The 14,194-nt window shown below is 70.5% G+C and carries 12 protein-coding genes and 1 pseudogene; 8 read left to right on the forward strand and 5 right to left on the reverse strand.

What is annotated here, in order from left to right; all coding sequences use genetic code 11:
• Window positions 1-106: 106 nt before the first annotated feature.
• On the reverse strand, window positions 107-1,165 hold the full coding sequence (locus ACFZAX_RS01240; protein WP_390957860.1) for a VWA domain-containing protein: 1,059 nt from the start codon (window positions 1,163-1,165) through the stop codon (window positions 107-109).
• 303 nt (window positions 1,166-1,468) lie between these two features.
• On the opposite strand from ACFZAX_RS01240, the gene ACFZAX_RS01245 reads away from it, so the two are divergent.
• The gene (locus tag ACFZAX_RS01245; protein WP_390957862.1) at window positions 1,469-2,851 is read left to right on the forward strand and encodes a cation:proton antiporter; all 1,383 of its coding nucleotides are present in this window, start codon (window positions 1,469-1,471) and stop codon (window positions 2,849-2,851) included.
• A gap of 263 nt (window positions 2,852-3,114) precedes the next feature.
• Here the strand turns inward: ACFZAX_RS01245 and ACFZAX_RS01250 are convergent, their stop codons facing one another.
• Complete coding sequence (locus tag ACFZAX_RS01250) at window positions 3,115-3,378, reverse strand: hypothetical protein (protein ID WP_390957864.1); 264 nt, start codon at window positions 3,376-3,378, stop codon at window positions 3,115-3,117.
• Between the two features lie 88 nt (window positions 3,379-3,466).
• On the reverse strand, window positions 3,467-3,769 hold the full coding sequence (locus tag ACFZAX_RS01255) for a GNAT family N-acetyltransferase (RefSeq protein ID WP_390957866.1): 303 nt from the start codon (window positions 3,767-3,769) through the stop codon (window positions 3,467-3,469).
• A gap of 415 nt (window positions 3,770-4,184) precedes the next feature.
• Here ACFZAX_RS01255 and ACFZAX_RS01260 point away from each other — a divergent pair, with 415 nt between their 5' ends.
• Both ACFZAX_RS01260 and ACFZAX_RS01265 read left to right on the forward strand, forming a co-directional pair.
• Window positions 4,185-4,562 (forward strand): VOC family protein, encoded by a 378-nt coding sequence (locus ACFZAX_RS01260; protein WP_327178585.1) that lies wholly within the window; start codon window positions 4,185-4,187, stop codon window positions 4,560-4,562.
• Window positions 4,563-4,601: 39 nt separating this feature from the next.
• Window positions 4,602-4,763: pseudogene (locus ACFZAX_RS01265) on the forward strand (glycoside hydrolase family 30 beta sandwich domain-containing protein); the annotation flags it as partial.
• A gap of 199 nt (window positions 4,764-4,962) precedes the next feature.
• Here the strand turns inward: ACFZAX_RS01265 and ACFZAX_RS01270 are convergent.
• A complete protein-coding gene (locus tag ACFZAX_RS01270) occupies window positions 4,963-5,991 on the reverse strand; it encodes a substrate-binding domain-containing protein (RefSeq protein WP_390957868.1) in 1,029 nt (342 codons plus the stop codon).
• Between the two features lie 140 nt (window positions 5,992-6,131).
• Here ACFZAX_RS01270 and ACFZAX_RS01275 point away from each other — a divergent pair, with 140 nt between their 5' ends.
• The 5 genes from ACFZAX_RS01275 (at window position 6,132) to ACFZAX_RS01295 (ending at window position 12,475) form a co-directional block, all read left to right on the forward strand.
• Window positions 6,132-7,433, forward strand: a complete 1,302-nt coding sequence (locus tag ACFZAX_RS01275) for an extracellular solute-binding protein (RefSeq protein ID WP_390957869.1) — start codon at window positions 6,132-6,134, stop codon at window positions 7,431-7,433.
• 33 nt (window positions 7,434-7,466) lie between these two features.
• Entirely contained in the window at window positions 7,467-8,417 is a 951-nt protein-coding gene (locus ACFZAX_RS01280) for an ABC transporter permease subunit (protein WP_390957870.1), read from the forward strand.
• Entirely contained in the window at window positions 8,414-9,235 is an 822-nt protein-coding gene (locus ACFZAX_RS01285) for an ABC transporter permease subunit (RefSeq protein ID WP_390957871.1), read from the forward strand. Before ACFZAX_RS01280 ends, ACFZAX_RS01285 begins: the two co-directional genes overlap by 4 nt.
• Window positions 9,232-11,631 (forward strand): glycoside hydrolase family 3 N-terminal domain-containing protein, encoded by a 2,400-nt coding sequence (locus tag ACFZAX_RS01290; protein WP_390957873.1) that lies wholly within the window; start codon window positions 9,232-9,234, stop codon window positions 11,629-11,631. Before ACFZAX_RS01285 ends, ACFZAX_RS01290 begins: the two co-directional genes overlap by 4 nt.
• Window positions 11,632-11,941: 310 nt before the next feature.
• Window positions 11,942-12,475 (forward strand): DUF4328 domain-containing protein, encoded by a 534-nt coding sequence (locus ACFZAX_RS01295; RefSeq protein ID WP_390957876.1) that lies wholly within the window; start codon window positions 11,942-11,944, stop codon window positions 12,473-12,475.
• A 121-nt stretch (window positions 12,476-12,596) separates the two neighbouring features.
• Here the strand turns inward: ACFZAX_RS01295 and ACFZAX_RS01300 are convergent, their stop codons facing one another.
• Window positions 12,597-14,021, reverse strand: coding sequence for an endo-1,4-beta-xylanase (locus ACFZAX_RS01300; protein WP_390957878.1), 1,425 nt, complete (start codon window positions 14,019-14,021; stop codon window positions 12,597-12,599).
• Between the last annotated feature and the right edge of the window lie 173 nt (window positions 14,022-14,194).

Raw genomic sequence — 14,194 nt, forward strand, 5'->3', positions numbered from 1 at the left:
GGAGTCCCCCCGGACGGATGAGAGAGAAGGTGGCCCGCGTCGGGCGGGCAGAGGGAACGTACGCTCCCACGGAGTGGGACGTCCATTCGATTCGGAGCCAGGTGGCTCAGAGCATGATGAGGAGGCGGGTGTCCGCCTTGAGCTTGCGGTTCACCGAGCGGCTCTGCACGTACACCTCCAGTTCGGGGTTGGTGCCCGCCTTCACGGAGAGGGTCCCGCGGATGCCGGTCCCGAACAGCATGCTGCGCGCGGCGTCGCCCGTGTACGCGCGGTCGGTGTCCTTCTCGACCACGATGACCTCCTTGTCCGGCTGGACCTGCACCCGGGAGCCCAACTGGTAGTAGCACGAGCCACGTTGGTACGAGACGCCCGGGTGCGAGTCGACGAAGGACCGGATCTCGGTCTCCTGGTCGACCTTGAGGAGGCGGTACGTGTCGGCCGCGATCGGCTCCAGGCTCGCGCGCACCTGGTCCACCGATATGTCCTGGCCCACGGCGAACAGGTTCTTCGTGCCCCGCACACCCTGTTCGCGGCCCCGGAGGAAGCTGGTGGCGGCGGCGCGCACGGTGCCGATCGCCTCCTCGACGCCCTCCTTGGAGTCGGCGTCCCAGATGGCGATGTTCCCGGCCGGGAAGCCGTAGTTCTGGGCCGTCCGCTTGGCGAGGGAGTTCGGTACGAGGATCGCGGACGTCCAGTGGCCCGGAAGGCTGCCCATCTTCGCCGAGATCCTGTCGAGCCAGGGACCGAGGATGGTCATGTCGCCGTCGTGCCGCCGGTCGCCGCCGGAGGCGTTCTCCTCACCGTCCGTCACCACGATCTGGAGGAAGCTGTGCTCGCCGTACTCCTCCCAGATGTGGCCGAGGTCGTCCAGGGACTTCAGTGAAGCCTCGATGAGCGCGGTGGCGCCGTTGTCGACCCTGTACAGGCCCCGCATGGACGGCAGGTGCTTGACGTCCATGTCCCAGACCAGGTTCTCCACCTTGTGGTCGAAGGAGTAGAGGCTGATCCGGGTCTCGTGGCCGAGGCTGTCCGATTCGGCCTTCAGCCCCGCCACGAACTCGTCCACCACACGGACGAGCTGACCCTGGTGCGGGCGCATCGAACCCGAGCAGTCCACGACCAGCGCGACGTGGTTCACCTTGTGCTGGATCTTGTTTCCGGACACGCGTCCACTCCCCCTTCGAAACTTCCGAGTGATGCCTGAACCCTAGGTGGGGGCACTGACATCGGGACCTGGGCGCGGTCCGGGTCCGGCGGTCCGGGGGCCGGCCGGTCGCCGTCGGCGGCCCCTCGCGCACACCGCACCCAGCACGTTGGGCGGCGCTCCCACCGCTGGGTCGTGTCCGACCACGCGCGTCGGATCAGCGGGCGCCGCCCGCCCGGCGGGAACTGTCGGGCACGGCCTAGCGGCGTCGCCCCGGGGTAGACGGCGCAGACCGGCCCGATCGACAGAATGGAGCGGCACGACGTGCCCATCACCACCACCGGCGCGGTGTACGGATGCCTGGGAGTGGGGGCGCTGCTCGCCGCGGTGCTCCCCCGGTTGCTGTCCCGCCGGCCGGTCTCCCCTCCCATGGTGTTCCTCGCGTCGGGCCTGCTCGTGTACGCGCTGCCGCTGCACCTTCCGCTGCCCCAGGTGGATCCGACGGAGCACGGGGCATGGGCGGAGCACCTCACCGAACTCTGCGTCATCGCGTCCCTGATGGGCGCGGGACTCGCGATCAACCGCCCGTTCGGGCGGCGGTCCTGGCGCACGACGTGGCGGCTGCTCGGCGTCGCGATGCCGCTCGCCATCGGCGCCACCGCGCTGGTGGCCTTCCTGCTGCTGGACTGGCCGCCGCACGTCGCGTTGCTGCTCGCGGCGGTGCTGGCGCCCACGGATCCGGTGCTCGCCTCGGAGGTGCGGGTCGGCGAGCCGTCGGACGACGAGTACGACGAGGACGAGGTGCGTTTCGCGCTGACGAGCGAGGCCGGGCTCAACGACGGGCTCGCGTTCCCGTTCGTCCTCGCCGCGCTCGCTCTGGGAGCGGCGGGCCGGGTCTGGTCTCCCGACTGGATCGTGCACTGGGCGTGGAGCGACGTGCTGCTCCGGCTCTCGGTCGGCGTGGCCGTGGGCGTGGCAACGGGACTGCTGCTGGGACGCGTTCTCTTCCACGCCGTCGCGAAGCCGCTGCGGCTCGCGGAGCACGGTGAGGGTTTCGTGGCGTTGGCGGTGACCCTCACCTCCTACGGCCTCGCCGAGTCGCTGCACGGCTACGGGTTCCTCGCGGTCTTCGCGGCGGCCTGCACTCTGCGCAGCCGTGAACGCGGCCATGAGTACCACCGGGTGCTGCACGAGTTCATCGAGCAGATGGAGCGGCTGCTGATGGCGGTGCTCCTCTTCGCGACGGGCGCCTTCATAGCGACGGGGGCCCTGGCCCACCTCACCTGGCGGGGCGCGGCGGTCGGGCTCCTGCTGCATCTGCTGATCCGGCCGTCGACCTCGTGGCTCGCGTTGCTGCGAGGCCCCGCCTCGCGCAAGGAACGGCTGGTCACGTCGTTCCTCGGCATTCGGGGCATCGGCTCGTTCTTCTACCTCGCCTACGCCTGCGAGCGCGGCGACTTCGGGCCCTGGGAGGACGAGTTGTGGGCCGTCGTGGTCTTCACCGTGCTCGTCTCCGTCGTGGTCCACGGCGCCGCGGCCACGCCGATCACCGCGCATCTCGACAGGAGGAACCGCGCGAAGTCCGGGGCGCCCGCCTCAACCGCGCCCGAGGCGGAGGCCGGTGCGGGTACGGAAGCCGGGGCGGAGACCGGAGCCGGGGCCGACCGCCTCGGGCGCGACGGCAGCGCACCCCACGAACGCGTCTGAGCGCCGGGGCGGTTGGGACGCGTCACGGAAGGAGTGCTGCCTGCCCCCGGGCGGGCGGGACGCTCGGGCACGACCCGGTACCGCACGCGCCGGTACCGCACGCGCCGGTACCGCCCGACGGGAGCGAAGGACACCGGGCGGACGCGTGGATCCAGGTCGGGTTCCGCGAGTGGCGCCGTCCGCCCGGAGAGCGGGACAGGCGGCGTCCGGTGCGTGCGGTCCCAGGGCGGAGGGTCGCCCCGGTACTGGATGCGGGACAGCCCTCAGGCGGACCGCGTCAGCTTCCGGGCGGTGCCGCAGTGCGGGGTGCGCCCGTGGCGCCAGAGCTGCGCCAGCGTCACGCCGAGCAGCAGGACGAACACCCCGAGGAGCAGTCCCGCGATGGCGGTCTGCCGGTGCGCCGGCCCCTCCCCTTGGGTGACGAGTCCGAGCAGGGAGAGCAGCGCGCCCACCAGGTAGACGGAGCGCACGCGCCGCAACTGTCGCAGCGCGCGGGGAGCCAGAGCCACATGCCTCTTCGATGCCATGGACGGCTTATTCCCCGAACCCGCGCTCCCAGACTCCTCGTTGACCCCTCCGGGGCGGGCCTGCGCAACAGTCCGCAGGACGCGGCGGCTACGAGGAGCCCAGCCGGATCCGCGGGGCGGGGCAGCCGGTGACCTCGGAGCCGAGGGCCTGGTAGAGGTGTGCTCCGTCCGGGGTCGCGTCGAGGTCGACCATGGTCACCCCCGCCTCCTCGCCGAACCGGCGCTGCAGCTCTTCGGTGCAGGCGCGCGCGTGTCCCCGCTTGCGGGCGGCCGGTTCGGTACTGACACGGAAGACGTGGCCGCGCAGCCCGCTGAGGTTGCCGGGACCCGGCACCCGGTGCTCGCGGACGCCGACGGCGTTGCTGACGACGCCGAGCTCCGGATCGTCCACGACGGAGGCGGCGAACTCGTCCTGACGTGGCCAGCCGTTCGGCGAACCAGCGGGCGGCGGCGTCCCGCCAGGGAGCGTCCTCGGGTCCGATCGGCACCCCCATGCCGGCGGGCATCAGCGCGCGGAGCCTCACGAGCGCGGGTACGCGTCGGCCGTCCCGCGGCGGACTTCCGGGGTTGGGGTGGAGAGTGCACGCGCCATGAGAGCCATGGTGCGGACGAAGTCGCGGCCCGGCACGCGGATTGCGGGGTCGGGGCGGGGGCACACGGTGTGCGGGCCGCCGGTGTGAGCGCGTACGCGATCCACCGGAAGGGCTGCCCGGGGAGCGCGCGGCCCCCGGGCGCACACCTCCAGCTCCGTCCGTGCGCCTCCGACCGTGCCGTCCGTGTCCGTTCGCCGCAGAAGGGTTCCTCGCATGGCAGTTCACAAATCCCTGGTCCTCGTGCTCGACAGCGCCGACCCGATGGAACTGGCCGAGTTCTACGCCGGTCTGCTGGGCGCCGAGTCCAGGCCGGGCCGGGGCAACGACTACGTGGAGGTCGTCGGGGAGGCGGGGGTGCATCTGGCGATCCGGCGGGATCTCGGTTACGCACCGCCGAGTTGGCCCCGTCCGGACGACTCCCAGCAGGCCCATGTGCTCATCCGGGTCGAGCGGGCGGACATGGACGCGGCCGAGCGGGAGGCGATCGGTCTCGGAGCCACTCCGGTGGAGGCGAGGAACAACGGCGGCGTCCACGACACGCGGTACTACGCCGATCCGGCCGGGCACGGGTTCGCACTGACCGCCGTCTGACCCCGGCCCAGCCCCGCGCGCTTCGTCGGCCGGGGTGCCGTGCGTATCGCCGGCACCTCCTTCGGCACCCTTGGCTGGAACGGCCGGGTCGCGGACGTCGTCTTCCGCGACCCGGACGGCAGCACCGTGGTGGTCGCGCACAACGAGAGCGACGACCCGCAGACCTTCGCGATCCGTGAGGGCGACCGCTACCTGACGTACACGCCGCCCGGTGGCGCGCTCGCCGACTTCGTGTGGAAGTCCGGCCGCACCTCGGGCACGGCCCGGAAGGCGATGGACCCGGCCGGCTGGGCCGCGGACGACGCTCACCGCCTCCGTGGGCAACCGGTGGAGCGTGGCGGACGTCCGCGCCTGCGGCGTCGTCCGCCGACCACGACCCCGCTCCTCGTACGGCCGTTCCTCACGTGCGAGGGGCGGCCGTACTGTTGCGTACGACCAGGCTGGTGGCGAGCTCCATCCGCGTGGTCATCGGGGCTTCGTCGCGCATCCGCAGCAGCATCTGGACCGCCTCCTCGGCCATCTGCCGCAGCGGCTGGTGGACGGTGGTGAGGGCGGGGCTGGACCAGCGGGCGATCGGGACGTCGTCGTACCCGACCACGGAGAGGTCGTGCGGGACGCGCAGTCCGCTGACCCGGGCGGCTTCGAGCACGCCGAGGGCCTGCAGGTCGCTGCCGGCGAAGATCGCGGTGGGCGGGTCGGGGAGGGCGAGCAGCTCCATCGTCCGGTCGTAACCGCCCTCGACGTGGAAGTCGCCGTAGAGCACCAGGTCGGAGGAGGCCTCCAGGCCGGCCATGCTCATCGCGGAGCGGTAGCCGTCCAGCCGGGCGAGGGAGCAGATCATGTCCTCGGGACCGGTGATGATGCCGATCCGGCGGTGGCCCAGCTCGATGAGGTGGCGCGTCGCGGCGAGGCCGCCGCTCCAGTTCGCCGAGCCCACCGAGGGTACGTCCGGTTCGGGATCGCCGGCCGGGTCGATGATCACGAAGGGGATCGACCGGGACCGCAACTGCTGCTTGAACTCCACCGGCAGTGCCGAGAAGACCAGCACCACGCCGAGCGGGCGCCGCTGGAGCACCCCCTCGATCCACTCCGGACTGGGTGAGTGGCGGGTGCCGCTCTCCGTGAGCACCACGCCCGCCCCGTGGAGCTTGGCCACGTTCTCCACGCCCCTGATCAGCTCCATCGCCCAGATGCTGTCGAGCTCGTGGAAGACCAGTTCGATCAGCGGGGCCTCGCGGGCGGACCGGGTCGTCCGCCGGTAGGAGTGCGTCTCCAGCAGGCGTTCCACCTTGACGCGGGTCGGCGCCGCTACGTCCTGTCTGCCGTTGAGCACCTTCGAAACTGTCGAAATGGAGACGCCGGCCTGCTGGGCCACCTGGGCAAGGGTGATGCGGCCCACGTTCTCGTCATCGCGCATGGTGAGAAGCATAGGGCACGAACAATTGGCCAACAGAGATAACAAATCAGCAACTTGAGGCCCGAGGGTTGACCCCTCCAGCCGTCGAGCCCTAGCGTCCCGACGCATGAAGTTTCGGTAATGAAGCCGAAACATTTTCGAAAGGCGAGACCATGACGCGACGCAACCGGCTCCCACGGATCGCTGCCGTCGGCGGGCTGGCGCTGACCATGGCCCTGTCCCTCTCCGCATGTGGAGGCGACGACTCCGCTTCCGGCGGGGACAAGATCCACGTGCTGGTCTACGGGGACGCCACGAACAAGGTGGAGAAGCAGCTCGTCGCCACCTTCAACAAGACGTCGAAGGTCAAGGTGGTCCTGGACACCATCCCTGGCGCCGACTACCAGGCCAAGCTGCAGACGATCATCAACAGCAAGCAGGCGCCGGACGTCTTCTTCAACTGGGGCGGCGGCAGCATCAAGCCCTTCGTGGACGCCGGACTGCTCCTCCCGCTGGACGACTTCATCGCGAAGGACCCGGGACTCAAGGACAACTTCCTGCCGTCCGTGTTCAACAGCACCGTGGTGGACGGCAAGTCCTACGGCGTCCCGATGCGTGGTACGCAGCCGGTGCTGATGTTCAACAACAGCAAGGTGCTCAAGGAGAACGGACTGGCGGCCCCCAAGACCTGGGACGAGCTGCTGAACGCCGTGAAGGTCCTCAAGTCGAAGGGCGTCACCCCGATCGCCCTCGGTGGCGGTGACAAGTGGCCGACGCTGATGTGGTTCGAGTACCTCTTCGACCGCGTCGCCGGCCCGGAGCTCGTCCAGAGCGCGGTCAAGGGCGACAAGGACGTCTGGGCGACCGACGGCAGCAAGGACGCGCTCAACAAGCTCAAGGAACTGATCGACGCCGGCGCCTTCGGCACGAACTTCGACTCCGTGAAGTTCACCGACGGTGGCTCGCCCACGCTGCTCGCCACCGGCAAGGCGGCCTTCGAGCTGATGGGTTCGTGGGAGTACTCGACCCTGCAGGACTCCCAGCCGGACTTCGCCAAGTCGGACCTCGACTACAGCGCCTTCCCCAGCATCGACGGCGGCAAGGGTGCCCCGACCGACATCGTCGGCAACACCAACAACTTCTACTCCGTGCTGAAGAAGACCAAGCACCCGGAGGAGGTCGCCGAGTTCCTGAAGCTCATGTACTCGGACCAGTTCGTGAAGGCGCAGCTCTCGATCGGCAACCTGCCGACCACGACCAACACCGAAGCGCAGCTGGACACCGCCGCCAACCCCGACTACGTGCACTTCCAGTACGACCTCGTCAAGAACGCGCCGTCCTTCCAGCTCTCCTGGGACCAGGCGTACCCGCAGACCGCCGGCACGGCCCTGTCGACCGCGGTGCAGCAGTTCTTCAACGGCGGGATCGACGTGGACGGCTTCATCAAGGCGATGCAGGGCCTGCCCACCTCCTGACCGCGCTCCATCATCCGACTGGGAACACCTCTCATGACCACAACTGCCACCGCGGTCTCCGCGGCCAGCAAAGGGGTCCAGCGGAGCGGCCGTCGACCCGGCCGCTCCCATGAAGGCGCCAGCCGCCCCGGCTTTGCCTGGGCGGCTCCGGCTGCCGTCTTCTTCGGCCTCTTCGCCATCGTCCCGCTCCTCCTGGTCGTCGTCCTCTCCTTCGCGAGCTGGGACGGACTCTCCGACCCGGAGTTCGCCGGTCTCGACAACTGGAAGAAGTTGTTCGACGACCCGATCATGATCAAGAGCCTCTGGCTCAGCCTGCTGCTCACCTTCCTCGGCGTCGTCGTGCAGACCCCGCTCTCCATCCTGCTGGGGGTGTGGGCCGCCGGACACCAGCGCAACCGGGCCGTGCTGTCCGCGATCTACTTCGTCCCGCTGCTGCTCTCCGCCACGGCCGTCTCGGTGCTGTGGCGCGCGGTGCTCGACCCCAACTTCGGTATGCCCGCGCACGCGAAGTGGCTGTTCGGCGACGGAAACCTGTTCGGCAACCAGACCACCGCGATCGGGGTCCTGATCTTCGTCGGGACCTGGCAGTTCACGCCGCTGCACACGCTGATCTACCAGGGCGCGGCCCGTTCGGTGCCCCGGGTCCTCTACCAGGCCGCGGAGATCGACGGAGCGGGCCGGTACCGGCAGTTCTTCCACATCACCCTGCCGCAGCTGCGCAACAGCGTCGTCACCTCGATGATCCTGATGGTGGTCGGCGGTCTGACGACGTTCGACACGGTCCTCATCCTCACCCAGGGCGGGCCGGGCACGGACACCACGATCAGCGCCTACTACATGTACCAGAAGGCGTTCAAGACCTTCGACTACGGAACGGCCTCGGCCATCGGCGTGATGCTGGTCCTGGTCGCCACGATCATCTCGCTGGTGATGGTGCGCCTCACGGGCTACGACAAGATGAACAGCACCATGGAGGGCATGTGAGCAGGCGCCGTCCCAATGTCCTCGCCGGCTTCGGCTCCACCGTCTGGCTCCTCGTCGTGGGGCTGCCGCTCTACGTGATGCTCGTCGCGACCTTCCAGAGCCGCGCCGACTACGGGTCCAACGGGCCGTTCGCGCTGCCCAAGCACTTCACGTTCGACAACTACGTCAACGACTTCAACAGCGGGTTCGGGCAGTACTTCCTGAACACCGTGATCGTCACGCTCTCCGTGGTGGCGATCGTGGTGCTGCTGGTGGCGCCGCTGTCGTACGCGATCGTCCGCAGCCGCAGCCGGATGACCAGCCTGGTGTTCCGGCTCTTCCTGCTGGGGCTCGCCATTCCCTCGCAGGCCGTGATCGTGCCCATGTTCTTCGCGATCAGCGAGGCGGGGCTCTACGACAACCTCATCGGCGTCATCCTGCCGACGGCCGCCTTCGCGATGCCGGTGTGCGCCCTCATCCTCACCGGCGTGATGCGCGACATCACCCCGGAGCTCTACGAGGCGATGACGATGGACGGCGCGACCCACCGGCGCGTCTTCTTCCAGCTGGTGCTGCCGCTCTCCAAGAGCGGGATCTCCACGATCGTCGTCTTCTCCGCCCTCCAGGCGTGGAACGGCTTCCTCTTCCCGCTCGTCCTGACGCAGTCCGCCGAGTCCAAGGTCGTCACCATGGGCCTCTACGACTTCCAGACCGAACACGGGGTCGACATGCCGGGGATGCTCGCGGCTGTCGTGATCTCCATGATCCCCATCCTGCTCGTATATCTGTTCGCCCGGCGAGCCCTGGTCCAGGGGCTGATGGGAGTCGGAGGAAAGTGACCGACCACGTGTCCGTACAGACCGAACCGGCCGAAGAGGTGACGCTCCCGCTGTGGCGGGACGCGTCCCGTACCCCGGCCGAGCGCGCCGACGCCCTGCTCCAGGAGATGACGCTGGAGGAGAAGATCGCCCAGCTCTTCGGAGTCTGGGTGGGCGCCTCCGACGAAGGGGCCGAAGTCGCCCCGCACCAGCACGACATGGAGGAGCCGCCGCCGCTGGCCGACCTGCTGCCCGAGGGACTGGGCCAGCTCACCCGGCCGTTCGGTACGGTCCCGGTCGACCCCGCCCTCGGCGCGCTCTCCCTGCTGCGCACCCAGAGCGCGATCACCGCCGCCAACCGCTTCGGCATCCCGGCCGTGGCCCACGAGGAGTGCCTCGCGGGATTCGCCGCCTACGGTGCGACCGCGTACCCCGTGCCGCTCTCCTGGGGCGCGACCTTCGACCCGGCGCTCATCGGCGACATGGCGGGGGCCATCGGCCGCGACATGCGCTCGGTCGGCGTCCACCAGGGGCTCGCCCCGGTGCTCGACGTGGTGCGCGACGCCCGGTGGGGTCGCGTGGAGGAGACCATCGGCGAGGACCCGTACCTCGTCGGCACGATCGCCACGGCCTACATCAAGGGCCTGGAGCAGGCCGGCATCGTCGCCACCCTGAAGCACTTCGCCGGGTACTCCGCCTCCCGCGCGGGCCGCAACCTCGCGCCGGTCGGCATGGGCTCGCGCGAGCGCGCCGACGTCATCCTGCCGCCGTTCGAGATGGCCGTGCGCGAGAGCGGCGTCCGCTCGGTGATGCACGCCTACACCGACACCGACGGCGTCCCGTCCGCCGCGGACAAGGAACTGCTGACCGGACTGCTCAGGGACACCTGGGGCTTCGACGGCACCGTGGTCGCCGACTACTTCGGCATCGCCTTCCTCAAGACCCTGCACGGTGTGGTCGGTACCTTCGGGGAAGCGGCCGTCGCCGCGCTCCTCGCCGGCGTCGACGTGGAGCTGCCGACCGTCAAGACCTTCGGTGAGCCGCTCCGCGCCGCCGTCGCCGAGGGGCTCGTCGAAGAGGCCGACATCGACCGCGCCGCCCGCCGGGTCCTCGTGCAGAAGGCTCAGCTCGGTCTGCTGGACGCCGACTGGAACCCGGTGCCCGACGCGCTCGCCGGGGCCGAACTCGCCCCGGCGACGCTGCGCGGCACGGTGGTCCTGGACAGCGACGCCAACCGCGCCCTGGCCCGCCGCATCGCGGAGCGGGCCATCGTCCTGCTCCGCAACGACGGCATCCTGCCGCTGAAGGGCGGGAACGCCCCCGCGCGCATCGCGCTGATCGGGCCCAACGCCGACCTGCCCACCGCCGTGCTCGGCTGCTACTCCTTCCCCGTGCACGTCGGCAGCCAGCACCCGCACCTGCCCGCCGGCGTCGAACTTCCCACCCTGCGCGAGGCGTTGGTGGCGGAGTTCCCCGGCAGCGAGATCGTCACCGTGGCCGGCTGCGGCATCGACGACGACAGCACGGACGGATTCCGCCAGGCACTGGCGGCCGCGCGGGACGCGGACGTCGTCATCACCGCCCTCGGCGACCGGGCCGGCCTCTTCGGCCGGGGCACCAGCGGCGAGGGCTGCGACGCCGGCTCCCTCACCCTGCCGGGCGTGCAGGCGCAGCTGCTCGACGCGCTGCTGGACACCGGCACCCCCGTGGTCGTCACCCTGCTGGCGGGCCGTCCGTACGCGCTCGGCCGCGCGGTGGACGAGGCCGCGGCCGTCGTGCAGACCTTCTTCCCGGGCGAGGAGGGCACCCGCGCCCTCGCCTCGGTGCTGAGCGGACGGGTGGCCCCCTCCGGGCGGCTTCCCGTCAGTGTGCCGAAGAAGCCGGACGCGCAGCCGTCCACCTATCTCGCGGCCCGTCTGGGCCACGCGAACGAGGTCTCCAACATCGACCCGACGCCCGCGTTCGGTTTCGGCCACGGGCTCGCGTACACGACGTTCGAGTGGTCCGGCCTCGCCGTCGCGGCGACCGCGGTCCCCACGGACGGTGTGGCCGAACTGGAGTGCACGGTACGGAACACGGGTGACCGCGACGGTGTCGAGGTCGTCCAGCTCTACCTGCACGACCCGGTCGCCTCCGTGGTCCAGCCGGTGCAGCGCCTGGCCGGTTACGTACGGGTCGAGCTCGCCGCCGGCGAGGCCGCCAGGGTGCGCGTGGGGGTCCCCGCCGACCTCGCCTCGTTCACGGGCCGCGACGGCTCACGCGTCGTGGAGCCGGGCGCGCTGGAGCTGCGGCTCAGCGCCTCCACCACGGATCCGCGTCTCACCGCCGAGGTGACGCTCACCGGCCCCGCGCGGAAGGTGGACCACACCCGCCGGCTGCACGCGGAGTTCCAGGTGGAGACGATCGAGGAGCGCTGACCGTCCACGCTCCGCCGCCCGGTCGCCCGGTCGCCCGGTCGCCCTTACGCCGAGGGGTGGCCGGGCGCCGGCATGCCCGGGGGCCGCGGCCACCCCGAATGTTCGTGATCGGTTCACTGGTGGCGTCCGGCGGGCCGCTGTACGCTGCCGCCGATCCCCGTACGCGACAGCTCCGCGGGGCGGGGAGCCGGGGGCCAGCATGACGAGCGGTACGCACGGCAGCGGCGGCGCGGACGAGCCGGGGCCGGGAGGCCCTCCGCCGGGAGACCGTCCGCCGGTCACGGCGTTCCGGGAGATACGGAGACCCGCCGTGGCGGCGCAGGCGCTGATCGCCGGGCAGACCGTGGTGCAGCTCGCGCTCGCGGCGGCCGGCGGCACCGGTTCGGAGACCTTCCGCCGGACCGCCCCGGTGCCGGCGCTGCTGCTCGTGGGATCCGCGGTCGCGTTCCTCGTCTGGTTCATGGCCTGCAGGACGAACGCGGAACTCCTCGCCCCCGGGTCTCAGCGGTACACCGAACGGCGCACGCTGTGGGGCTTCCTCGTCCCCGTGCTGTGGTGGATACCGGTCCGGGCGGCCCTGGACGTCCGCGACGCGAGCGGCTCCACCCGGGGGACAGGGCTGATCCTCGCGTGGTGGGCCGCGTTCGTCGCCAAGACGCTCGGCTCCGCGGTGGTGGAGGGGACCACGCCGACGGACGGCGGTTTCTCCCCGTACGACCTCGTGGTCGGCGTGCTCGCGACAGTACTGGCGATCATGGTGATCCGGCGGATCACGGCCGTCGTGGACGCCGCGACCGGAGCCGGCCGGGCAGGCCGGTCGCCCGCGGCGCGTCCGGCCGCCTGACCACTGGAGCACGCCCCCGCCTCCACACGAAGAAGATGCCCGGCCGCCCCCTCTGGAACGGGCGGCCGGGCATCCGTGCGTGGGCCTTACGGCCGTTTCCTGTGTGCGGGTGCGGCGGTGGTCAGGACGCGGTGCAGACGCTCACGGTGGGGGCGGCGGTGTTGCCGTTCGCCTGCACGGTGAAGCCGAAGCTGGTCGAAGCCCCGGCCGCCAGGCTGCCGTTGTAGCTGGGCGTGACCGTCATGACCTTGCCGGTGCTGTCCCAGGCGGTCGTGCCGTTCCACACTCCGGTGGTCGTCTGGCCGGCGCCGAGGGTGACCTTGACGCTCCATGCGGTGATCGCGGCGGACCCGGCCTTGACGGTCACCTGGCCGTTGAAGCCGCCCTGCCAGGTCTGCGTCGCCGTGTAGGTGGCGGTGCAGGTCTTCGTGCCGGTTCCGGGGTCCGTGCCGCCGCCACCCGTACCGGGGTCGGTGGTGCCGCCGCCGGAGGTGCCGCCGAGGGCCGTCAGGACCGCGGTGTAGGCGGCCTTCTTGCCGTAGTTGTCGTCGAAGAGCAGCGGGGTGCCGCTGGCGCGCCACGAGTACTTGTCCGGGATGCCCCAGACGGTGATCCCGGTGCAGCGGGTCACGGCGAGGCAGGCCTTGACGACGTTGCCGTAATTGGTGGCCTGGGCGGTGCCGGAGCCCTCGATGTCCAGCTCGGTGATCTGCACGTCGACGCCGAGGTCGGCGAAGCGCTGGAGGTTGGCCTGGTAGTCGGACGGGACGGGCGAGTTGCTGTTGAAGTGGCTCTGGAAGCCCACGCAGTCGATCGGGACGCCCCGCGCCTTGAAGTCCTTCACCATGGTGTAGACGGCGGTGGACTTCGCGTTCACGCCGTCGGTGTTGTAGTCGTTGTAGCAGAGCTTCGCGGCGGGGTCGACGCTCCGGGCGGTCTTGAACGCCTCCTCGATGAAGCCGTCGCCCAGCTTGTCCTGGAAGGGCGAGGAACGCCGTGCGCCGCTGCTGCCGTCCTGGAACGCCTCGTTGACCACGTCCCAGGCGTAGATCTTGCCCTTGTAGTGGGTCATCACCTGGGTGATGTGGTTGTTCATGGCGGTGCGCAGGTCGGTGGCGGCGAGGCCGCTCACCCAGCCCGGCAGCTGGGAGTGCCAGACCAGCGTGTGGCCCCGCACCTTCATGTTCTTGCTCTGGGCGTGGCTGACGATCGAGTCGGCGTTGGAGAAGTTGAAGGTGTTACGGGTGCCCTCCACGGCATCCCACTTCATCTCGTTCTCCGGCGTCACGGCGTTGAACTCGGTGTCGAGCGTGGTCGCGTACCCCGATTCACCGAGGTGGTTGGCGGCGACGGCCGTACCGAAGTAGCGCCCCGATCCCGCGGCCGCGGCGCCGAGGGTGGTTCCGGCGGCCTGGGCGCTGCCGGAGAGTGCGACGACTCCGGTGACGGAGACGAGGCCCGCTCCGCCGAGGGCGAGGGCCCTGCGGGCGAAGGCGCGGAACGGGGAGCGGTGCCGCCCGTCCGCGTCGGACACGTTGATGGTCATGACTGCTTCTCTCTTCCGTGGTCGGACAGGGAGGAACTGACCGCCGGGGGACGGCCACGATCACAGACATGCACGCTCATGCCATGCGCATGCCAAACAACAAGGGGTGGGACACCGGGATCCGATACCGCGCGACGGGCCGGTGAGCCGGGTGGGCCGGTACGACGCCCGTG

It is taken from the genome of Streptomyces sp. NPDC008125, from assembly GCF_042957125.1.
Lineage (GTDB): Bacteria > Actinomycetota > Actinomycetes > Streptomycetales > Streptomycetaceae > Streptomyces.

Excerpts from the sequence above, each read along its gene's own strand:
- ACFZAX_RS01300 (WP_390957878.1), bottom strand. The coding sequence starts at position 14,021 with ATGACCATCAACGTGTCCGACGCGGACGGGCGGCACCGCTCCCCGTTC.
- ACFZAX_RS01270 (WP_390957868.1), bottom strand. The coding sequence starts at position 5,991 with ATGCTTCTCACCATGCGCGATGACGAGAACGTGGGCCGCATCACCCTT.
- ACFZAX_RS01280 (WP_390957870.1), top strand. The coding sequence starts at position 7,467 with ATGACCACAACTGCCACCGCGGTCTCCGCGGCCAGCAAAGGGGTCCAG.
- ACFZAX_RS01250 (WP_390957864.1), bottom strand. The coding sequence starts at position 3,378 with ATGGCATCGAAGAGGCATGTGGCTCTGGCTCCCCGCGCGCTGCGACAG.
- ACFZAX_RS01260 (WP_327178585.1), top strand. The coding sequence starts at position 4,185 with ATGGCAGTTCACAAATCCCTGGTCCTCGTGCTCGACAGCGCCGACCCG.
- ACFZAX_RS01275 (WP_390957869.1), top strand. The coding sequence starts at position 6,132 with ATGACGCGACGCAACCGGCTCCCACGGATCGCTGCCGTCGGCGGGCTG.